The following is a 21,869-nucleotide window of genomic DNA, read 5'->3' as shown; positions in this document are numbered from 1 at the left end:
TATTATAAAGACTCTTGGTTCTCGCTTTGCTTGACTCCTAGAGTGACAATTATTTAATTATTAAAATTTAAAGTTATAAGCTAAAAGCTTATAACTTTAAATTATTAATTGTTTTATGCTCTATATTTAGCTGATAAGTCTTTAGATACACTTACTAAAGTATCTGTAACTTCATCAGTTAATTTTCCTGCTTTTAAAGTATCTAAAACACCTCTATGTTTAGCGTTTAAGAATTCGATAAAGTCTCTTTCAAATTCTTTTACTTTATTTACTGGTACATCTTTTAATAAGTTTTTAGAACCAGCGTATATAATTGCAACTTGATCTTCTACAGTATAAGGATCGTTTTGTCCTTGCTTTAAAATCTCTACGTTACGTTTTCCTTTTTCAATTACGTTTAAAGTAACAGCATCTAAATCTGATCCAAACTTAGCGAAAGCTTCTAATTCACGGAATTGTGCCTGGTCTAATTTTAAAGTACCAGATACTTTTTTCATAGATTTAATTTGTGCATTACCACCAACACGAGATACAGAAATACCTACGTTAATTGCTGGACGTACACCAGAGTTAAATAAATCTCCATCTAAGAAAATTTGTCCGTCTGTAATAGAAATTACGTTTGTTGGTATATATGCCGAAACGTCTCCTGCTTGTGTTTCAATAATTGGTAAAGCTGTTAAAGATCCTCCACCTTTTACCATAGGTTTTAAAGTCTCTGGTAAATCGTTCATTTCTTTAGCAATAGAATCATCGTTAATGATTTTTGCAGAACGCTCTAATAATCTAGAGTGTAAGTAAAATACATCTCCAGGATATGCCTCACGTCCTGGTGGACGTCTTAATAATAAAGATACTTCACGGTATGCAACGGCTTGTTTTGATAAATCATCAAATACAATTAAAGCTGGTCTACCAGTATCTCTAAAGTACTCTCCAATAGATGCTCCAGTCATTGGTGCATAAACTTGCATTGCAGCAGGATCACTTGCATTTGCAGCTACTATTGTTGTGTAAGCTAAAGCTCCTTTTTCTTCTAAAGTTTTAGCAATGTTTGCTACTGTTGAAGCCTTTTGACCTACAGCAACATATATACAATATACTGGATTACCAGCATCGTAAAATTCTTTTTGATTTAAGATAGCATCAATACAAACAGTAGTTTTACCTGTTTGACGGTCACCAATAACTAACTCACGTTGTCCTCTACCAACTGGAATCATAGCATCAATAGCTTTAATACCTGTTTGTAATGGTTCTGTTACTGGTTCTCTGTAAATTACACCAGGAGCTTTACGCTCTAATGGCATCTCGTAAGTATCTCCAGCAATTGGTCCTTTACCATCTATTGGGTTACCTAAAGTATCTACAACACGACCTACAATACCTTCACCTACTTTTACAGAGGCAATACGAGAAGTACGTTTTACAGTTGAACCTTCTTTAACACCTGTAGATCCACCTAAAAGTACGATACCTACGTTATCTTCTTCTAAGTTTAATACAATTCCTTCTGCACCACCATCGAATTCTACTAATTCTCCGTATTGAGCATTTGCTAATCCGTAAGCACGTACAATACCATCACCTACAGTTAATACTGTTCCTACTTCGTCTAATGAAGCACTTGCTTCAAAACCTGAAAGTTGTTGTTTTAAGATTGCTGATATTTCAGCTGGTTTTACTTCTGCCATCTTTATTTAGATATTAGATATTAAACGTTCACTTAAAATTAAGTGCCCGATTAACATTTTTAATTTATTGTGAATTCTCTTTTTAATTTGTCGAGTTTATTAGAGATACTAGCGTTGTACTGTATATCTCCCACTCTTAAAATGAAACCACCTAAAATGCTTTCATCTATAATACTGTTTACTGTAACGTCTTTTCCAGTTAATTCTTTTGCTTTGTTTAATACTTTAGCTTTCAAATCATCTGTTAAAGCTACAGCTGTTGTTACTGTTGCTACTTGAATGCCTTTTGATGCATCATATAACTCTGTATATTTTGATGCCACATTACTAATTATATCTATTCGCTTATTTGTAATAAGTGTATCGATTAAATTAGAAGTTACTGTATTAATTCCTTTAAAAATCTCTAATAAAGCCGATTTTTTTATTGAAGGAGTAATAACAGGACTTAAAAGCATGTTGCTTAAATCTTTGTTTTCGGCAATAGTATTAGCAATTAGCGTCATGTCTTTATTTACAGCTTCTGCCGTGTTTTGATCATTTGCTATGCTTAATACTGCTTTTGCGTAACGTATTGCTGCTCTTGCCATATTTATGCCCACTACAGTGGAAATCTTTTTAAATTATACTTGCTTTATATTTAAGTTTAAAACTATAAATATAATAATTAGTTAAGTTTTGCTTCACCTAACATAGACTCAACTAATTCTAATTGCTTGTCTTTATTAGATAATTCTTGACGTACTACTTTTTCTGCAATATCAAGAGATAATCCTGCAACGTGACTTTTTAACTCTGCCATTGCTGCTTTCTTTTCACTTGCGATAGCTTCTTGAGCTTGTGCAATCATTTTATTAGCTTGTGATTGAGCTTCTGCTTCTGCATCTGCAATCATCTTACTTTTAAGTTCACGCGCTTCTTTAAGCATTGTTTCTCTTTCTAAACGCGCTTCTTGTAATAATTTTTGATTATCTGCCTGTAAGTTAGCCATTTCTTTTTTAGCATTCTCTGCTGCATCTAAAGCACCTTGAATACCTTCTTCTCTTTCATTAAGAGAGTTAAGAATTGGTTTCCATGCAAACTTCACCATTAAGAAAATTAATAATAGTAGTAATACTGTTTGTACTACAAATAGTCCTGGTGAAAAATCGTTTAATAATTTATCCATCTTATTAAATAATTAAGTGTTTTGTTTTAATTTTAAAAACACGTCCTGCAACCAACCGTTACAGGATAGTGTTTTTGTAAGTTTGATTTGATACTTTTTCTTATTTCGCTAAGAATAAAGCTCCAAATGCTAAACCTTCTAATAGTGCTGCAACAATAATCATCGCTGTTTGAATTTTTCCTGCTGCTTCTGGTTGACGTGCAATACCTTCCATTGCTTTTCCACCAATTTGACCAAGACCTAAACCTGCTCCGATTACGATTAAACCACCTCCAATTAAATTGTACATAGTAAATAAATTATATAGTTAAATTAAAAAAACTCTTTGTTAAATGAAATCTGACCTTACATCTTCTGTGTCTGCGATTTCGTGACCTTCTGCATCATGTTCATGATCGTGGTCGTGCTCTGCAACTGCCATACCTATAAATAATGCTGAAAGCATTGTAAATATATAAGCCTGTAAGAATGCAACTAATACTTCTATTAATGTTATAAAAAACGATAATAATATTGCTAAAGATGTAGAACCAACCACACCAAACGACTCTCTTAAGTTATACATTATTGCAATTAAACTCATTACTACAATATGACCTGCAGAAATGTTTGCAAATAAACGTACTAATAATGAAAATGGCTTTATTATTAATGCACTTGCTAACTCAATAACAGCTAATACTGGACGAATTAAAATTGGCACTCCTGGCATCCAGAAAATGTGCATCCAGTAATCTTTATTACCACTTACAGAATATATTATAAGTGTAAATATAGCTAAACAAGCTGTAACAGCTAATTGTCCTGTAACGTTAAATCCTAATGGTGTTAAACCTAATAAGTTTAATATCCATATAAAAAAGAACACTGTTAACAAGTAACCTGTAAATTTTCTATAGTGTTTTTCTCCAATGTTAGGTCTCACAATCTCGTCTCTAACATATATTACTAACGGCTCTAAAACTCTACCAAAACCAGTTGGTATTTGTTTGTTTTTATATTGTTTCCCTAATCTAGAGAATACAAACAACATTAATAAACCAACTAACAACACACCAAGTACACTTTTAGTTATAGATAAGTCTAAAACTTTATGTGCATTTGTTGCATGATGCTCCTCATCGAAAGCTACTGCAGTTGCAGCACCATCTAATTCGTAAATTTTTGAATGAATTTTCGCAAACTTTAAACCATTTTTCTCTACAATTACATGTCCATCATCATTATGGTGAAACTCTGAAGACATAAATGTAACTAGTCCTTTTGAAGTCCATAAGATTACCGGTAAAGGAAAACCGAAGTGCTTACGCTCTCCATTATCATTCGTGTAAGAAAACAATGTAAAGTCATGTGCATCTTGAAGGTGATGCAGTATATAACCATCTATCTCTGTTTTTGTATCTACTTGACCACCATTATTATTACCTTCTGTAACAGGTGTTTTAGCCATTGCAGATGCACTTGCAAAGAGCATTGTGATAATGACGAAAAATTTAAAAGTTTGTTTAGCTACCTTCATTGTTAAAAAAATCAAAAAAACCGTGTTTTTAAATTCCGTGCAAAGGTATGTAATTATTTGAAAATAAAATTAATTTTTCGAGAATAACTTTTTCTAGTCTTTCTGGTTTAAAATTTTTGCTATAAAATAGACCTCTAAAAATAGAAAAATACCTAGTGGAATTAGGAGGTTTAAGCTTTCGGTTTTCGATAAATTTTCTGCTTTAAAAATAGACTCTTTAAATACTGCTGCAAAAAATAAAAACTTAAGTACAAAAGAAAATATATAAACAAAACCTAACTGTGGTTGCCATTTTGGAGCTTTTGATAGTATTAAAATAGTAGCACAAATTAAAAAAGAAGCAATGCTATGGAAACTATAAATTGCTAAAACAGAAAAACCTAATTCTATTTTAAAGGTAGTAATTATTTGATTTTGAATTGTAAAAGCCAAACCAAATAAAATAGAAAATGAAAAAAAATAAATTAAAATTTTTTTAATCATTGTCTTTAGAAATTTTCAAAACTTGACTTATAACAAGGTACATTGCAGCAAAAACAGCAAATAACGTTATTGTGTTTTCCCAGTACGTCGTTTGATATTTTGTGTCTAACCATTCGCCAAGCAAGTTGCCTAACCAAATTATGGCACCCATTTGAAAAGCAACAGTTGTAAACCTGATATAGGGACTAAGCTGTTTTTTGGGTTTTCGATCCACCTTTTATATCTTTTACAGTTGTTTTCATAACACATGAAACATTAAAAGTTGCTCCTGGTTCTACCGCTAATTTTTGTGTTACTACATCTCCTTCTATAAAAGCTGTAGACTTTAAAGTTAATGTTCCTGTTAGGTTTAGGTTTCCAGAAAACTTACCTTCAAAATAAGCATTACTACTTTCTAAAGATCCTTTTATCTCACCTGTTTTACCTACTACTACTTTTCCTGGTGTTTTTACATCACCTTCTATAACGCCATCTATTCTAATATCTCCTTCGCTTACAAAAGACCCAACTATTTTGGTTCCTTTTGCTATTAAATTTTGTATTGATGTGTTGTTATTTTCGTTTTTCATTTTTTTATTATCAGAAAACATAATGCTTTTCTTTATTGGTTTGTTAAATACGATTCTAAGTTTTTGTGAATTTGAAGAATCCTGTAATTCTCTGAAGATATTCCAAAAAATGGTTTAGATAACTTTGATTGTTCCTCTTCTTCAAACAAAGATGTAAATCCTTTTGCACTTTCTATGCTTCGTAAACCATGAACGACTACAAACGTTTTTTCTGGACTATAAATATCTATTGATGTAGATAAGCGGTTATAATTCATTTTTGTTGCCGCTTTATCTACTATTTCTTTATATGCCTTTAGTTGCTCTGGTGTTGCGTTAGTAAATTGATATACTACTTTTGCGCTCGTAGCAGCAGAGTCATCTAAAAAATCTGGATTTCTCAAGTTTTCTATAGATTTATCTAAAATCATCTGTGCTTGTAAACCTTCTGTTGTATTAGCATAGGCAATTGCAACATTACTTATTGCTTTTACATATTGTTCAAAACCATATAAACGCCCAATTGCAGATGCTTTTAATAATGCAAGTTTTGGTACAATGGCATCACCTTCAAAAGCTTTAATATTTTTTTCGGTTTCTATAATTACTTGAGAAAATTTTTGATTTTCAAATTTACTGTAAATTGCTTCATAAACACTATCTGGACTGTTTTCATCTTTCGCTAAAGCTAGATCTGGATTACTTAATATACTAGCATATCTAGAGTTTGGATAATTAGTTATGATTTCGTTTTTAAGTATATTAACTTCGGCTTCTCTACCTAAAATCTCGTACATTTTTAATAAATTGTACTTAGAAGGTAGCACTAAGCGTTCTTCTGGTTTGTTATTTAAAAGTGCTTGAAATTTACCTTTTGAAAGCTCATATTCTTTAAATTTTTCTTTATAAATTAAGCCTAATTGGTAATATGCATAATCACGTTCTTTTACAATATCTTTTATCTCGGCATCACTACTTGGAAGTTTATCTAAATAGGTTTTAACATCAAATAATTCATCTTGTGCTACGTCTGCTTGAAAAGTATTTGAGGCATTTTCTATCGCCACTGCAGATTTTGTGCTAGACCAACGCCAATTATCTTTTAATTCTCTATCTCCCCAAATACGAGTAAATTCATTTTTACCGTATGCAACTGTTTGATCGTTATAAAAGTAAAACGATGAACCTTGTGGCAAACCACTTGCTGGCTTTATAAAATTACTATTATTTGTATCACCCGCGTTATTAGTTGCTAATCCAGCTTTTTGAGTTTCTATTGCTATACGTTCTTTTTCTGCTTCTGCTTCGGCTTTTAGTTTTGCTATATAGTTGTTAAAATAAGCTAAGCGTTCTGCTTTTGGCATGGCAACAATTCTTAATATACTATCGTTTTTTTGTGCTACATCTTCGTAATAAATAACATCGTCTAAATTTTCTCTTTTTCGTTTTATAACTCTATATGGTTTACTATTTAAAACCATACGCGTCATTGTACTATCGTAATATGCTCCAGCCGTTTTATAGTTGTTTTTATCGAAATTCATATCACCAAGCGTCTCGTAGTTTTTTGCTACCAAAATTTTATCTGGCGAATTGGTACGCAGTGACTTATTGTAGTAAATTGTTGCTAAAGAGTCATTATTCGTTTTTAAGTGATACTGCGCAATTTGATGATAAATTTTATCTAAAAACGGCCTGTTTTCTCTTTCTTCTTCTAAACGCGTAAGTAATTCTTGAAACTCTAATTTGTTACCGTTTTCGTAATCAAAATTCTTCGTTTTTTCAATGTATGCGTTAATTAGATATTTACGAGGAATGCTTCGGTTTAAATCTATAACTTCATCAAAAGCCATATTTGCACTGTCTTTTTCTTGCAATGCATTATATAATTGACCTTTTATAAAGTTATATCTTCCTTTTTCGAACGCTTTTTTTGTTTCTTGAGAGGCTATTTTTATTTGTGTTAATGCGCTATCTAAAGATTTTAAATTTATGTATGCTTGTGCTAATGTAGAAGTTACATCTGCCAAATCTTGATCTTCAAGTTCTTCTTCTTCTAATAAACGTTTTAAATTAACTATTGCCAGCTCATCGTTTTCTAAGCGCATGTTTGTTTTTTCTCGCCAAACTTTTGCTTGATTTATATTACTACTTGCTGGGTATTTATATAATATGTAGTTAAACGCTTCTAAAGCTGGAATAAAACGCTGGTCGAAATAACGTGCTTTTCCTAATAGTAAATACGCTTCATCTATTTGTGGGTTTCGTTCTTTACCTTGAATATTCATACCATTTTTTTGAATGGCTTTTACTGCTTTTTCTTCGGCACGCTCAAAATCGGCATTTTTTGTTTGTCCAGGTAATGTAATCTCTTCGGTGACTTGCATACGCTCTATTGGCAAAATTTCCCAATAGTTGTCTTGGTAACCGTCGTTAAGTGTTTGCTGGCCTTTTGCTAAGGCATTATTGCCGTTATAAAGTTTATTATATTTTGCACCTATAGCATGGTAGCTCCTGTTAAGAAAACTATCGTTTTTTCTTGAGCAACTTGTTGCTATTAAAGCAGTAAATACTGCAAGTACTATGAGTTTTTTAGGTATTTTCAACGTCATGATTTTTAGTCTAATACATAACTATAATCTATTAAGAATATTGTTATATACATAGATAAGCACGTAAAAATAAGCATCTTTTTGTGTTTTTGGTAGAAAACAAGAGAAAATGCTTAAAAATAGACTAAGACTGTATATTACAATTTATCAATTTATACTTTAATCATCTCTTTTTTTAAGACCAGCTTCAGTATCAATTAAACAAAAAACTAAAAAAGCTTGTCTCTTATAATATTCAATTTCAAAATCTTCTTTAGTTAATACTTTTAGCATGTCTTTAACTACATTTTGTGGATTAGAATTATTTATAACAGCTTTTTCGATACTTTCTAATTTTGAAGTATTGGTATGTTTAAAGTCTTCTAGTACTAATTTTCTACATTCTAAGTAATTAACTTCATTCAATTTTTTTATATTTTGGGATTCAACACAAAAAAATTTTGATGGAGTATATATGTTTTGATTTGAAAAATTCTGTAAAAAAGTTATATAACTTTTTGCACTATTATCTTTTAAGAAACCTTCATTAATTAAAAGGTTTTCATAATCATGAATTAGCTTTTTAATTTCAATTCCATTGTCTTGAAAGGATTGATAATAGCACTCCATTAACTTATTCTCAATTCTATTATTTTGAGAAAAACATGATGAATTAATAATCAATATTATAATGCAAAATATACTTTTTACTTTCATTTTATTTACGGTCTTTTCTCTTTAATCCATTCTTCTATATTTGGGACAAATTCTTTGCCAAACAACCCCCAATCTGTGTTAACATCTATTCCAGCTTCTTTTAATTTGTTATAATACCAATCGGTATATTTAAAAGTTACCATATCTAAAAAATCAGAATAGTTTGCATTTTCAAACCATATTTCATTTATAAATATTAAAGTTTGTTTATAGTTTAAATCTAAATTTTTTATAATATTATGGTGTTTCCCCCAATGTAAAACGTAAATAATTTCTTTTTCTAAAAGTTGGCCTATTGCATCAATAGCTTCTGTTTTTCCTGAAGAAGAATTAAGATTCTCAATATTATATCCTAAGCTTTGTAAAATATCACTTAATGAATTTACTCCATATCCAAAATCGGTAAATAAGTCTAAATACTTACTTTGGAATATATTTATTTTGTTTTTTTCCATTATTGGAGTTTTATTTTTCTTGTATTTGTCCATATTTATGGCGTGTATTGATTTATAAAAGTAACAAAATCTCCAGAGGTATTATTTGGAAAAAAAATTATTACGGGAAAACCGCAAATAAAATAATTACACCTCAACCTTGATGCTTGGATTTAAATTTTTTAATAATTTAAATTCCATGCCTGTAAACCCTATTTCTTCGATCTTCTTTTTTAATTCTGCGGAAACATAATAGCCAGACATATTATTTATAGGTGTTATAAGTCTAAATATCTCATCTTTATTATAATTTAAATTACAAACTATTTTTCTAGGGATGACAACTGATTTAGGCTTAATATGCTTCATTTTTTCAATCAGCGATCTATAGTCATTATCAGAAGTAATTTCTATTTTTTTATGAGTTGGATTCTCTATGTAAGACTCAGAAATTCCTTCCATATTCATGTTTTTCAAATAATTATCTTTTATATCAGTAAAAAAGACACTTTTTTCAAAGTTTATAAAATTTCTTTTAGGATAAGATATGTGTAAAATTTTATAATCATGTAATTTTTGTTTTGCACCCGCTTTAAAAAGATACTCACTTTTTCCTCTATCAAATTTATAAACATCATTAGAAACTTTTATATCCCATGTTTGATGTGTATTTAAAAAAGGTTTTAAAAAAACATATAAACTTGGAGATATTGTTAAATACCTATTATTATCCATAGCAGACAAATAATCAGTTAAATTGGCTTTTTTATGAAGAGTTGGTTGTGGAAGCGCAGGATTTCCTTTTAAAGGTCCAAACTTACCATTAAAAGCGAACGAGTCATTGTCAAAACGTGGGCCATTCCATAAAGCATTTTCACATTGTGGATAGTGACCAACCTCTTTTATTAATAAAGAATTTATAAATCATATTTATGGCGTGTATTGATTTATAAAAGTAACAAAATCTCCAGAGGTATTATTGGGGAAAAAATTTATTACGGGAAAACCGTAAATAAAATAATTAAACCTCAACACTACCAGTAAAATGCGCTTCAAGTTCTTTTAAAGTCGCTTCACTTGTTGCTAAATCTTTAACTACTTCTCCTTTTTCTAACACTACAATACGCTCACAAACATCTGTTACATGTAATAAATCATGACTAGAAATTAAAACGGTAACGCCTCGCTTTTCTGCTAAATCTTTAATTATAACTTTTAACCTAATTTGTGTTGTTGGGTCTAGGTTTGCAAAAGGTTCATCAAGAATTATAACTTCTGGATTACCTATTAAGGCTGCAACAATTCCTGCTTTCTTTTGGTTTCCTTTACTTAAATCTCTAAGGTATTTTTTTTGCTGAAGAATTTCGCCATGAAAGAAATCTTTAAACTCACCAACCAAATTATCTACATCTTGTTTGTTTTGACCACGAAGTTCTCCTATGAAATAAAAATACTCTTCGGCAGTTAGGTAACCTATTAAAAAACTTTCGTCTATAAAGGCAGAAGTAAATGGTTTCCAATCTTCACTTTCACTTACTAACACATCGTTATTTTTAATATGTCCTGTAGTAGGTTTTATTAAATCTAGTAGCAAACTAAAATATGTTGTTTTTCCTGCTCCGTTATTTCCTACAAGACCAAAACTTTGTCCTTTAGGTATTTCTAAATTATCAATTTTTAAAACGGTATTGTTATTATATGTTTTTGAAAGGTTTGATGTCGTTATCATAATCTTTAATTTTAGTGGTGTTGGTTAGTTTTCTTGATCGAAAGCGCTTATCATTTCGTATTTAGAGGCTAGATATTTTTTGGTAATAAATTTCATTAGTTTTTGATGAAATATTATACCTGTTAATCCTAATCCTGCTAAAGCAATTAAACCTGTTTCGAAATTTATAGTGAAATAAAATATTGAAAATATAGCTACAGGAAATAACATTAATGGAATACCAATTAGCCATTGTACTGCGCCTGTACCTTGAAAATTAAATGCTGCGCGCTCATTTAAATTAATTTTTTTACGGTTGTAAGAGCCTCCTATTAAAATTACATAAGAATTTACACCTACATTATAAATGGCTGCTGCAAAATGTGCTGCTAAAATTTTCCATCCAAAATATACATAAGGAATACTTAATACAAACATTATAAAAACACTCATAACCATTAAAGTGTATTTAGATTTTAAATATTGCTCGTACTTTAAATTTTGGCTCATTAGCATTTTATAATAGCTACTGTCCCAAGCTGGGATAAATTGACCAAAATTTATTAAAAAGATTCCTGTTACAAATATTCCCACGAAACCAAAAACCACTGGCATGTCTTGATATATTGGTTGCGGATAGAAAAATAAACCATATAAAAGTCCCATAACTAACATCCATACCGATGATTTTGAACGTTTGTTTCTCAAAATTAATTTAATATCTAATTGCATGAATGGTGCAATGTCTCCAAAGCGTTTTGTCCATCCCATATTAGACGTTTTTACTTCCTTAATATTTGTTTTTAACGAAGCGTCTAGAAATAATTTTTTTCTAAGAATTTTAAAATTAAAAAAATATAAGCCTATTAAAACAAGTATTAGTACAAGTAAAAAAATTGGGTTTTCGGTTATTACTAAAATGCCATTTCCTAGAGCATCGGCTATATTTATAATTTCGAAAAAATTTAAAGCATATAAACCACCAACTAAAACAATTATTGGCAGAAAGGAAAGTTCGGTTTCAGACGAATAACTTTCAATAATAAAATTAAAAAAATTATTAATGAGTATTATTAATAGCATTATTAACACCCATGTTACTACAACTCCAGAATTATAATCATTAAATAAAAGAACAATACTAAAAGGAATTATAGCAAAAAACGGCAGGAAATTCATAAATGAAATTACCGATTTTCCTAAAACATAATTTACAATTTTACTGCGGTTTATTGGTAAGGTTAACAATGGTTTTACACTCATTACCGGTAATTTTTGAAAGAAAAATCTAATCATTAAATCGGCCAAAACCCAAAAGAAAATAAAACTATTTACTATTATAAATGGATCGCCATCTGGATAGAGTTCTTTAAGTCCTGGATACAAAGCAAAGCCCATAACTAGAAAAACAACAATAAAATATAAGGCTAGGAAGCCCATAAATATTTTAATGCCTATACTTTTTCCAAAATTTGCAGAGCGAAAAAACTGTTTCCACTCCAGACTAATAAATTTTTTAAACATAGTTTTTGGTTTAGTTTAGCCTATAAGTATGTTTAAATGCCTTTTTGTTACAAAGCATATTCTGGATACGTTTTATTTAAAAGTTCTTCGGCCTTTTCTGGTAGTAACTGAAAACTTATATAGCTTACCAAAAATAGAATAGTAAATACTGTGGCTAAACCAGCAACGGTATATGCATTAAGAGTAAAACTTTCTGATAGGTTATAAAATGTATGTATTTGAGACATAAAAACTAAAAGTGTTCCTCCTGCTTGTTTAAATATCATCTCTTCCATCATCCATTTTTTATTAGACTTTTCTTTTCTGCGTCTAAAAATTCTATTTAACTGTATGGTTCTGTATATACTCCAAATAGCTATACCTAAATAAAAAGTAATAGAAAAATACTTTACATAAACAGAAGAAAATGCTGCGTAAAAAATCACAAAAATTAAGAGTGTAAATACCACTTTTGGTAAGGTAAACCAGGCTTTAAACTCGTTCCATAAAAAACCTCTATAACGTCTACCCATAGCTTTTTGTTTTTGCTCTATAGGCTCTAAAAAACCAAACACTCCAAATTTTTTAAAAGCTGCATTTTTGGCGTCTTCAAAATTAAGTTCTGGTTGTTTTTCCCACATAGCTTCAATATCGTTAGCCAAATGGTCTACTAATTCGGTTTGTAAATCGTAATACTCTACAAAGTGATTTCTTGTAAAAGCATACAATTCTTCAATTTGTTCATTATTTATTTTTTGCATGTAATTAGGCTAATTTTGGGTTCACCAAAGCTTGCATTGTTTTTATATACTCTGCTAATTCATCTAATTTGTTGGTAGTTTCCTTTTCTCCGTTTTCTGTTATTTTGTAGTATTTACGTAAACGGTTATCTACTTTTTTTACCTCAACACTTAGTAAACCTTCTGCTTCTAATTTATGCAAAGCAGGATACAATGCGCCTTCTGTAATTTTAAGTTGGCCTTTAGTTAACGCTTTTACCTTTTGGGTAATCTCATAACCATACATTTTATCATTTTCGTTTAAAAGCTTTAAAATAATTGTAGTTAAACTACCTTTATATAATTTAGAATTACTCATAAAACAAATATACATAAATTTCTTATGCATAAAATGCTTATGTATTATTTTTTCCTTAATTGATTTATAAACTCTTTTAGCTTCACTATTTTTACAAAAAAAATAAGCGATGGCTCAATTTCATAAATTATCAATAAAAAATATACAACAGCTAACTAAAGATGCTGTTAGTTTAACTTTTTCTATACCAGAGAATTTAAAACATCAATTTAATTTTATTGCTGGACAGTACATAACATTGAAGGCGAAAATAAATAGTACCGAAGTACGAAGAGATTACTCTTTATGTTCGTCTCCAAAAAGTGGCGAAATAACTGTTGCTGTTAAAGCGGTTGAAAACGGTACATTTTCAAAATTTGCAAATAACGATTTAAAAATTGGAGACACACTAGAGGTTGCAGAACCTCAAGGCCGTTTTATTTTTAATCCAGATGCCACTAAAACCAGAACTATTGCAGCTTTTGCAGCTGGTAGTGGTATAACTCCTGTTTTAAGTATAGCTAAAACGGTTTTAGAAGAAGAACCAAACAGTACTTTTGTATTAGTTTACGGTAATAAAACGACTAATGACACCATGTTTTTAGACGAGTTATTAAAACTACACCATGAATATAAAGCACGTTTTGATGTACAATTTGTTTTTAGCCAATCTCAAGAACCAGATGCTTTATTTGGACGCATTGAAAAAAGCACTGTAAACCTTATAGTAAAAAATAAATATAAACACACTGTTATTGATGCTTTTTACCTTTGTGGTCCAGAAGCAATGATACACACAGTAAAAGATGTTTTAGCTGAAAATAATATTACCGAAGATTCGATATTCTTTGAACTTTTTAAAGTTTCTACTCCAGAACCAGTAATTAGCACAATAAATACTGGTGAAACTAATATTACAGTTTTAGTTGACGATGAAGAAGAATCTTTTGTTATGTCACAAAAGCAAACCATTTTAGAAGCTGCTCTAGAAAAAGACTTAGATGCGCCATACTCTTGTCAAGGTGGTATTTGTAGTAGTTGTATTGCTAGAGTTACAGAAGGAACAGCAACTATGAGACAAAACAATATTTTAACAGACAATGAAGTTGCTGAAGGCTTAATATTAACATGCCAAGCGCAGCCTACAAGTTCTAAGATTGTTGTTGATTATGATGACGTTTAATACAGATTTAATCAAATTGTAACAAAACCTGCTTTTTAGCGAAAAAAATTACCGTTAAACGAATGGAATTTGTTTTCAAGTTTTTAAAAATATAAAAAACACTACCCAAAGCTATATTTGAGTATAGTTTATAACATAAAGATTTTGTTAGTTTAAGGGATAACGATAATTGTTGTAACAAGCAAATGCCTCATTTTTTAATGAGGCATTTTATTTTAATATACTTTCTAAAGTATTTATTATAGTTTCTGGAGCAATTGTCCTTGCTGCGTCCTTATACTTTTCTGGATACTTGTTGCCATAAATAGAAGTTGGTATTAATGGAAATTGTTCTCTATTTGCAGTTATAGCATACTCTTTGGGTTGATTATATGGCATAAAACCAGCATAAGGATGTGTAACATTCCATACTGTAATTACCTTTATACCTAGCATTGCAGCTATATGAGCATTACCAGAATCCATTGCCAACATAACATCAAGATTAGAAATAACATCTAGTTCTTGACTAAGGTTTAACTTTCCTGCAAGGTTAACTACATTACTGTACTTATTTTGAAACCCATTAAGAACTTTAATTTCTTTTTTGCCACCACCAAACAAGATTATTTTGTGTTTTTTAGACAATGAAGCAATAACACATTCCATTAAATCTAAAGGATACATTTTAGATTCATATTGAGCAAATGGCGCAATACCAATCCAATTTTTATTATCTGAACCAATAATTTCTTGAATATATTCAGATAATGTAGATTGCTTTGGAAAGTCTGGATTTTCTAATGATAATGAATAACCCAAACCTCTAAATACATCTGCATAGCGTTCGTGAGTTGTTTTTAACTGCTTAAAAACTTTACCTTCTACCAATGCTTTTTTATCGTTTCGGCCCTTATCTATTTGTTTAAATGTTTTTCCGAAGAAAAAGATCTTTAAAATATGTGTTCTAAGTACATTGTGTAAATCTGCAACTTGAACTACACCAGTAACTTTTAATTCTTTTGAAAGTTTATAAAGTCCTAATACACCTTTATGTCTTCCTTTTAAATCTGCCTCAAAAACAGATACGTTTTTTAAATCTCTAAAAAAAGGTTTAAAAAACGCACGTGTTAAAACGGTAAGTTTTATGTCTGGATATTGTTTACTAAAAGCACGTAATACAGGTACAGACATGGCTACATCTCCCATTGCAGAGAGTCTAATAACCAGAATATGCTTAGGTTTTGGCATTTAAAAAAATTACGAACTAATCAAGCTGCTAAAAGCAAATTATTTTTGCCCTCTTAATACAGGATTAAGCTCATCGTCATTATACATTTTCATTTGCTTATACACTTTCATGTATTTATCGCCATTACTAATATCGTTTAGTAAAGTATCGATAGCTGTAGATAAGTCTACACGTTGCTCAAGTAAAATATTTAATTTGGCTTGGCAAGCACTTTTATGGGCATCTGTAGCATCTTCACGAGTTGCTTCTTCTTCCATATGGTAGACTTTTAAGGCTAAAATAGATAATCTGTCAACTCCCCAAGCAGGACTTTCGGTATTAATAGTGGCATCACTTTTTGGAGTAACGTCTTTATATTTTTCTAAAAAATAGCTATCAATATACTCAACCATATCTGTTCTATCTTGGTTAGAAGCATCTATTTGGCGCTTTAATTTTAATGCTGCAACAGGATCTATTTTTGGGTCACGTATAATATCTTCATAATGCCATTGTACAGTATCAATCCAGCATTTTCTATATAAAAGGTGTTCTAATAAGTTAGATTTTTCATCATACTTATTTACAAATGGTTGATCTACTGTATTTATTTCGTGATATTTTTCAATTACTTCTTGAAAAATCGCATTAGCTTTACTTGAAAACATAAGGTTTATTTTAATTTAGGCAAAACTACGTATAAATATTTAACTTTACCATTTACATTATATAGTTTAAACACAATGCAGATACATAATTTAACGAAGGAAAACTCTATTTTAAACATATTTATTGCTGAGATTCGAGATGTAAATATCCAAAAAGACAGTATGCGCTTTAGAAGAAATATTGAGCGTATTGGTGAAATTTTAGGTTATGAAATGAGTAAATCTCTTACTTACACTAGCAAAACAATAGAAACGCCTTTGGCAAAAACTAATGTTGAAGTTTATAACAATGAAGTTGTTTTGTGTTCTATTTTAAGAGCTGGAGTGCCTTTACACAATGGTTTACTAAATTATTTTGATACTGCAGAAAATGCGTTTATTTCTGCTTACCGCCATCATTTACAAAACCCAGAAAGTTTTGAAATTATTGTAGAATATTTGGCTTGTCCAGATCTTGAGGGTAAGACACTTATTTTAGCAGACCCAATGATTGCTACTGGACAATCACTACTTGCAACTTTTGAAGCTTTAAAACCTTTTGGTACACCAAAAGAAATACATCTAGCTGCTGTTATTGGTGCCCAAGAAGGTATTGATTTTGCTAACAAACATTTTCCAGACAATACCCATTTATGGATTGCTGCTGTAGATGAAAAGTTAAATAATAAAGGTTATATAGTACCTGGTTTAGGTGATGCAGGAGATTTAGCTTTTGGCCAAAAACTACAACAATAAAAATATTGGAATAGCAACTAATAATATAAAAAAGAGTTCTTTAAACCATTTTTCTTCTATTATTTCTATATAATTTGAAATAATTATACTTAACGGTGCGAATAAAAACAAAAATTCACCACCCGTTTTAATTGGTGTTATTACGGCAATAATTAGTGAAATTAAACAACTAAAAAATACAATTTTATACGATGGACGAAAGGTTTTTTTCTTTTTTTTAATTGCATTTAAAAAGAATAACGAAGACCATATACCAAAGGATAAAAGCATTGTTATTACAACAATAAATTGTGTTGAGTTGTAAGCGTTTAAATTTAAACTAATGGCCGGATTAATATGTAGTGCCGAAAAGAAATTATTATTTACTAATAGAGAATAAGTAATCGCTAGAACTATTACCGAAAACACAGCAATTAATGGAATTGCCCATTTTTTTAAATTAGTTATCGAGTATAATAACATAGCGATATAAATTAATGGTAAAAAAAGTATAGCCCAAAAATGAAAGATACTTGCTAAAGCTATTAAAACTGAAGTGTCAAAAACCTTTTTTTCAATATTTTTTTGAGACCTTAAACTTAAAATTCTTCTTAATGCTAAAAGAATTATAAAATTAGAAAGCACAACCTTATAACTTAAAAACACCTGAGGCACAGCTAATAAAAATAAACAAAACAATAAAGGTTCTAAGTTTTGTTTTTTAGATAGTGTGTTTTTTGCAACAATAAAATCTATTAATAACGCAGATAAAAAAACACAGACAAGAGCAATAGCTAACACGCTATAATTATTTAAATGTATCTCATCTTTAGCATACTTATTAATAGCAATAAATAATGCTAATGCAGAAATTAAAAAAACAATTAAAAAATTAATTGGCTTAGATTTACTAAAAATACTTGTTATCATTATAGGTTTTTGTATTTTTGCTTAATAAATTTACTACTCTAAACCGAGTTTTATACTAGGTTTACAATTAAAAAATATTAAAATGAAAGATATATTCTACGCCATTCAAGACTTTTTTGTAAATGTTGCCTTTGCTCCACTTGATGGATTAAGAGCTTTAGAGCTAGAAAATTGGTTTTTAGCTAATGGTATTAACTGGTTTTTTATGTTAATTGGTACTGTAGCTATGGTATACTGGATATTACAATTAAAGAAATTTAATGCCAATAATGAGGAAGACAAATCTATATCTTCTCATTCTTTTTTATAAAATTAATCTAAATCGAAACCAATATCGTTTCGGTAATTCATCTTATCAAAATGTAGTTTTTCTATATTTTGATAAGATTTTTTTATGGCTTCTTTATAGGTTTCACCATAACTTGTAACTGCCATTACGCGACCTCCAGAGGTTACAATTTTACCATCTTTTTCTTGTGCTCCAGCATGAAACACTATAGAACCTTCTATAGCATCTAATCCAGAAATTTCTTTTCCTTTCTCATAAGCTTCAGGATAACCACCAGAAACTAACATAATAGTTGTCGCTGCACGCTCATCTATTTCAATTGTAACAGTATCTAACGTTTGGTTTGCGACTGCTTGAAATACTTCTACTAAATCGTTTTTTAAACGCGGTAAAACAACTTCGGTTTCAGGGTCACCTAAACGCACATTATATTCTATAACATAAGGCTCCTTTCCTACTTTTATTAAACCAATAAAAACAAAGCCTTTATATGGAAGGTTATCTTTTTGCAACCCTTTAATTGTTGGCTCTACAATACGATCTTTTATTTTTGCCATAAAAGTACCATCTGCAAAAGGTACAGGAGAAATAGCGCCCATTCCACCAGTATTTAAACCTGTATCGCCTTCACCAATTCTTTTATAATCTTTAGCTGTTGGTAAAATTTTATAGTTTTTACCATCTGTTAAAACAAAACAACTTAGTTCTATACCGTCTAAAAACTCTTCGATAACTACTTTTGTACTTGCGTTTCCAAATTTAGCATCTACTAGCATTGCTTTTAACTCGGCTTTAGCTTCGTTTAAATTCTCAAGTATTACTACTCCTTTTCCTGCTGCTAAACCATCTGCTTTAAGTACATAAGGTGGTTTTAAAGTTTCTAAAAAAGTATAGCCATCTTCTACGGTTTTAGCATTAAAGCTTTTATAAGCAGCTGTTGGTATATTGTGTTTGTATAAAAATTCTTTTGCAAACTCTTTACTACCTTCTAATTCTGCTGCTGCTTTTTGTGGTCCAATTACTGCTACATTTTTTAGCGCTTCGTCATCTAAAAAGAAATCGTGAATACCTTGAACTAGTGGATCTTCTGGCCCAACAACTACCATTGTAATGTTATTATTTAAAACTATTTCTTTAATCGCTTTAAAGTCTGTTACATTTACAGGCACATTTGTTGCTATAGATGCAGTTCCAGAGTTTCCTGGTGCAACGAATAAATTTCTACAGTTATCGCTTTGTGCAAGCTTCCATGCAATTGTGTGTTCTCTTCCGCCAGATCCTAGTACTAAAATGTTCATTGTTGTAGTTGTTTTGGCAAAAATAATTATTTACTTTACAAAAACATATTTATAATTTTTTCTTTTGAATTTATTTGACCTCAGCTTAAAATATAATGGTTTCCCTATAAAGGAAGCCAACCGCACTTTTAATGAGATAAAACAATTAAATGAAACTGAATTATTAAACCATATAGAGCTACAAAAAAAGACTATTGTAAAATATCATTTAGAGCACAATAGTTTCTATAATAGCATTACTAAAAATACTAATGTTGATAATTGGAACTCGTTACCTGTATTAACAAAAACAGATTTACAGCAGCCGCTAGATAATAGATTGTCTTCTGGATATACAAAAAACATCTGCCACGTTAGTAAAACTTCGGGATCTTCTGGAACGCCATTTATTTTTGCAAAAGATAAATTTTCTCATGCTTTAACTTGGTCTGTTTTTAAACACCGTTATTCATGGTTTAACCTAGATTTAAATACATCAAAACAAGCCCGTTTTTATGGTATTCCATTAAATAAAAAAGGCTATTATAAAGAACGTTTAAAAGATTTTTTAGCCAATAGATTTCGGTTTTCTGTATTTGATTTAAGTAATAAACAACTAGAAAAAAATCTAATCAAATTTAGCAAAACACGTTTTGATTATATAAACGGTTATACTAGTGCAATTGTACAATTTGCTAAATTTTTACAAGAAAAAAACATTGTTTTAAAAACAGTTTGTCCTAATTTGAAAGTGTGTATTGTAACCTCTGAAATGCTTTTTGAAAACGATAGAGACTTACTTGAAAAGCAATTTGGAATACCTGTTGTAAACGAATATGGCTCTGCCGAATTAGGTTTAATTGCATTTCAAAACCCAGATGATGAATGGCAAGTAAATAATGAAGATTTATATGTTGAAATATTAGACGAACAAAACAATATTTTACCTTATGGCGAAATAGGTCGCGTTGTCGTTACAGCTCTCTATAATAAAGCACACCCGTTTATTAGATACGATTTGGGAGATATTGGAATGCTCTCTAAAAAAAGCACATTACAAAAACCTATTTTAGAAAAACTTGTTGGAAGAACTAGTGATATTGCCACTTTACCTAGTGGTAAAAAAGCTGCTGGACTAACTTTTTATTATGTTACCAAAACTATTATTGAAGACAATTCTACAGTAAAAGAATTTATAATAGACCAGCAAAAAATAGATACTTTTAAAGTAAGTTACGTAGCCAAGCATGAACTAACAAAACAAAAAAAGCTTGAAATTGAAGAGGCATTTTTAAAATATTTAGAGCCTGATTTAAATGTTGTTTTTGAAATAAAAAAAGAACTAAAGCGATCTAAAAGTGGTAAACTAAAACAGTTTACTTCTTATGTATAGTTGTTATTAGTTTAGACTTTACAAAGAAATGCTCAATTAGAAACTGAAACATATAGTATAGCGATTTTATAACTGGAAATTTTAAACCTTTTCTGTATACTCTATAATTATGTTTTAATAATTCAGGTTTATTAGAAGACATAGCATTTTTTCTTACTCTATAATAGGCTAGAGACTCTTGAATACCCTGAGCAGGTTTACCAGAAACCTCAACAGCTTTTAACCACAAAAGCCAATCTTGGCGTTTTCTAAGGTTTGGAGCATTAATTTTGCCTAATACTTTAGCGTTGTATATTCCTGTAAGATTACCAATGTAGTTGCTTTTTAAAAGACGTGAATAACTTAATGTTGGCAAGGCTTTAACAAACTTGTTTAAAGGCTTTCCGTTGTCGTTAATTTGTTCGTAGCTACTATAGCAAACATCGCAATTATGGGTTTGCATAAAACGAATTTGGGTTTCTAATTTTATTGGTTTCCACAAATCGTCTGCATCTAAAAAAGCTATATAATCGCCATTTGCTGCATTAATTCCTTTGTTTCGAGATATTGCAGCGCCAGCGTTTTTAGTGTTTTTTAAAAGGTGTATGTTTTTGTTTTTTAACTGAAAGGTACTTGCTACAGCTATAGTATTATCGGTTGAGCAGTCGTCTATTAAAATTAGTTCCCAATTGTTGTAAGATTGATTTAATACACTATTTATGGTTTCTGAAATAAAAACTTCAGAATTATACATTGGTGTTATTATAGAAACAAGAGGTTTCAA

At 30.1% G+C, this 21,869-nt stretch carries 25 protein-coding genes; 4 read left to right on the top strand and 21 right to left on the bottom strand.

The features are described from left to right. Positions 1 to 113 precede the first annotated feature (113 nt). The 16 genes from atpA to BM549_RS02920 form a co-directional block, all read right to left on the bottom strand. Positions 114 to 1,694: a F0F1 ATP synthase subunit alpha gene (atpA, locus tag BM549_RS02995; RefSeq protein ID WP_290468907.1), complete on the bottom strand. Its 1,581-nt coding sequence runs from the start codon at positions 1,692 to 1,694 to the stop codon at positions 114 to 116. A 59-nt stretch (positions 1,695 to 1,753) separates the two neighbouring features. Then, positions 1,754 to 2,284: an ATP synthase F1 subunit delta gene (atpH, locus tag BM549_RS02990; RefSeq protein ID WP_290468906.1), complete on the bottom strand. Its 531-nt coding sequence runs from the start codon at positions 2,282 to 2,284 to the stop codon at positions 1,754 to 1,756. Positions 2,285 to 2,361: 77 nt separating this feature from the next. Further along, a complete protein-coding gene (locus BM549_RS02985; protein WP_013869697.1) occupies positions 2,362 to 2,862 on the bottom strand; it encodes a F0F1 ATP synthase subunit B in 501 nt (166 codons plus the stop codon). A gap of 100 nt (positions 2,863 to 2,962) precedes the next feature. Continuing rightward, on the bottom strand, positions 2,963 to 3,151 hold the full coding sequence (atpE, locus tag BM549_RS02980; RefSeq protein ID WP_013869696.1) for an ATP synthase F0 subunit C: 189 nt from the start codon (positions 3,149 to 3,151) through the stop codon (positions 2,963 to 2,965). Positions 3,152 to 3,190: 39 nt separating this feature from the next. Next, on the bottom strand, positions 3,191 to 4,381 hold the full coding sequence (gene atpB, locus BM549_RS02975) for a F0F1 ATP synthase subunit A (RefSeq protein WP_290468905.1): 1,191 nt from the start codon (positions 4,379 to 4,381) through the stop codon (positions 3,191 to 3,193). Positions 4,382 to 4,474: 93 nt separating this feature from the next. Beyond that, a complete protein-coding gene (locus BM549_RS02970; protein WP_290468904.1) occupies positions 4,475 to 4,864 on the bottom strand; it encodes a DUF6168 family protein in 390 nt (129 codons plus the stop codon). After that, complete coding sequence (locus BM549_RS02965; protein ID WP_290468903.1) at positions 4,857 to 5,078, bottom strand: AtpZ/AtpI family protein; 222 nt, start codon at positions 5,076 to 5,078, stop codon at positions 4,857 to 4,859. The genes BM549_RS02970 and BM549_RS02965 overlap by 8 nt, the downstream gene beginning before the upstream one ends. Next, positions 5,050 to 5,454 (bottom strand): polymer-forming cytoskeletal protein, encoded by a 405-nt coding sequence (locus tag BM549_RS02960; protein ID WP_290468902.1) that lies wholly within the window; start codon positions 5,452 to 5,454, stop codon positions 5,050 to 5,052. Before BM549_RS02960 ends, BM549_RS02965 begins: the two co-directional genes overlap by 29 nt. 11 nt (positions 5,455 to 5,465) lie before the next feature. After that, the gene (locus tag BM549_RS02955; protein WP_290468901.1) at positions 5,466 to 8,024 is read right to left on the bottom strand and encodes a hypothetical protein; all 2,559 of its coding nucleotides are present in this window, start codon (positions 8,022 to 8,024) and stop codon (positions 5,466 to 5,468) included. Between the two features lie 159 nt (positions 8,025 to 8,183). Further along, positions 8,184 to 8,687 (bottom strand): hypothetical protein, encoded by a 504-nt coding sequence (locus BM549_RS02950; RefSeq protein WP_290468900.1) that lies wholly within the window; start codon positions 8,685 to 8,687, stop codon positions 8,184 to 8,186. 38 nt (positions 8,688 to 8,725) lie between these two features. Further along, complete coding sequence (locus BM549_RS02945) at positions 8,726 to 9,175, bottom strand: hypothetical protein (RefSeq protein WP_290468899.1); 450 nt, start codon at positions 9,173 to 9,175, stop codon at positions 8,726 to 8,728. 126 nt (positions 9,176 to 9,301) lie between these two features. Then, positions 9,302 to 9,889, bottom strand: coding sequence for a hypothetical protein (locus BM549_RS02940; protein ID WP_290468898.1), 588 nt, complete (start codon positions 9,887 to 9,889; stop codon positions 9,302 to 9,304). Between the two features lie 286 nt (positions 9,890 to 10,175). After that, complete coding sequence (locus BM549_RS02935) at positions 10,176 to 10,883, bottom strand: ABC transporter ATP-binding protein (RefSeq protein WP_290468897.1); 708 nt, start codon at positions 10,881 to 10,883, stop codon at positions 10,176 to 10,178. Positions 10,884 to 10,907: 24 nt separating this feature from the next. After that, on the bottom strand, positions 10,908 to 12,386 hold the full coding sequence (locus tag BM549_RS02930) for a DUF5687 family protein (RefSeq protein WP_290468896.1): 1,479 nt from the start codon (positions 12,384 to 12,386) through the stop codon (positions 10,908 to 10,910). A 47-nt stretch (positions 12,387 to 12,433) separates the two neighbouring features. Continuing rightward, a complete protein-coding gene (locus BM549_RS02925) occupies positions 12,434 to 13,126 on the bottom strand; it encodes a hypothetical protein (RefSeq protein ID WP_290468895.1) in 693 nt (230 codons plus the stop codon). Positions 13,127 to 13,130: 4 nt separating this feature from the next. After that, a complete protein-coding gene (locus BM549_RS02920) occupies positions 13,131 to 13,463 on the bottom strand; it encodes a PadR family transcriptional regulator (protein WP_290468894.1) in 333 nt (110 codons plus the stop codon). 109 nt (positions 13,464 to 13,572) lie between these two features. Here BM549_RS02920 and BM549_RS02915 point away from each other — a divergent pair, with 109 nt between their 5' ends. Next, positions 13,573 to 14,625 (top strand): ferredoxin--NADP reductase, encoded by a 1,053-nt coding sequence (locus tag BM549_RS02915; protein ID WP_290468893.1) that lies wholly within the window; start codon positions 13,573 to 13,575, stop codon positions 14,623 to 14,625. Between the two features lie 210 nt (positions 14,626 to 14,835). On the opposite strand, the gene BM549_RS02910 is transcribed toward BM549_RS02915, so the two are convergent. Both BM549_RS02910 and BM549_RS02905 read right to left on the bottom strand, forming a co-directional pair. After that, positions 14,836 to 15,855: a glycosyltransferase family 9 protein gene (locus tag BM549_RS02910; protein WP_290468892.1), complete on the bottom strand. Its 1,020-nt coding sequence runs from the start codon at positions 15,853 to 15,855 to the stop codon at positions 14,836 to 14,838. Positions 15,856 to 15,894: 39 nt separating this feature from the next. Further along, positions 15,895 to 16,503: a DUF4254 domain-containing protein gene (locus BM549_RS02905; RefSeq protein ID WP_290468891.1), complete on the bottom strand. Its 609-nt coding sequence runs from the start codon at positions 16,501 to 16,503 to the stop codon at positions 15,895 to 15,897. 75 nt (positions 16,504 to 16,578) lie between these two features. On the opposite strand from BM549_RS02905, the gene upp reads away from it, so the two are divergent. Beyond that, positions 16,579 to 17,238, top strand: coding sequence for a uracil phosphoribosyltransferase (gene upp, locus BM549_RS02900; protein ID WP_290468890.1), 660 nt, complete (start codon positions 16,579 to 16,581; stop codon positions 17,236 to 17,238). Here the strand turns inward: upp and BM549_RS02895 are convergent. Then, positions 17,227 to 18,147, bottom strand: coding sequence for a DUF6427 family protein (locus BM549_RS02895; RefSeq protein WP_290468889.1), 921 nt, complete (start codon positions 18,145 to 18,147; stop codon positions 17,227 to 17,229). The two genes, upp and BM549_RS02895, sit on opposite strands and share 12 nt — an antisense overlap. 82 nt (positions 18,148 to 18,229) lie before the next feature. On the opposite strand from BM549_RS02895, the gene BM549_RS02890 reads away from it, so the two are divergent. Beyond that, positions 18,230 to 18,457, top strand: a complete 228-nt coding sequence (locus BM549_RS02890) for a uracil phosphoribosyltransferase (protein WP_290468888.1) — start codon at positions 18,230 to 18,232, stop codon at positions 18,455 to 18,457. A gap of 2 nt (positions 18,458 to 18,459) precedes the next feature. Here BM549_RS02890 and purD read toward each other — a convergent pair whose 3' ends face one another. Continuing rightward, positions 18,460 to 19,734, bottom strand: a complete 1,275-nt coding sequence (purD, locus tag BM549_RS02885) for a phosphoribosylamine--glycine ligase (RefSeq protein WP_290468887.1) — start codon at positions 19,732 to 19,734, stop codon at positions 18,460 to 18,462. Between the two features lie 64 nt (positions 19,735 to 19,798). Here purD and BM549_RS02880 point away from each other — a divergent pair, with 64 nt between their 5' ends. Next, on the top strand, positions 19,799 to 21,106 hold the full coding sequence (locus tag BM549_RS02880; RefSeq protein WP_290468886.1) for a phenylacetate--CoA ligase family protein: 1,308 nt from the start codon (positions 19,799 to 19,801) through the stop codon (positions 21,104 to 21,106). Here BM549_RS02880 and BM549_RS02875 read toward each other — a convergent pair. After that, the gene (locus tag BM549_RS02875) at positions 21,090 to 21,869 is read right to left on the bottom strand and encodes a glycosyltransferase family 2 protein (RefSeq protein WP_290468885.1); all 780 of its coding nucleotides are present in this window, start codon (positions 21,867 to 21,869) and stop codon (positions 21,090 to 21,092) included. The genes BM549_RS02880 and BM549_RS02875 overlap by 17 nt on opposite strands.

The organism is Lacinutrix sp. MedPE-SW, assembly GCF_001874145.1.
Taxonomy (GTDB): Bacteria; Bacteroidota; Bacteroidia; order Flavobacteriales; family Flavobacteriaceae; genus Lacinutrix.
The sequence above is the reverse complement of the archived record's forward strand: the minus strand, read 5'-3'. Positions and strand labels throughout refer to the sequence as shown.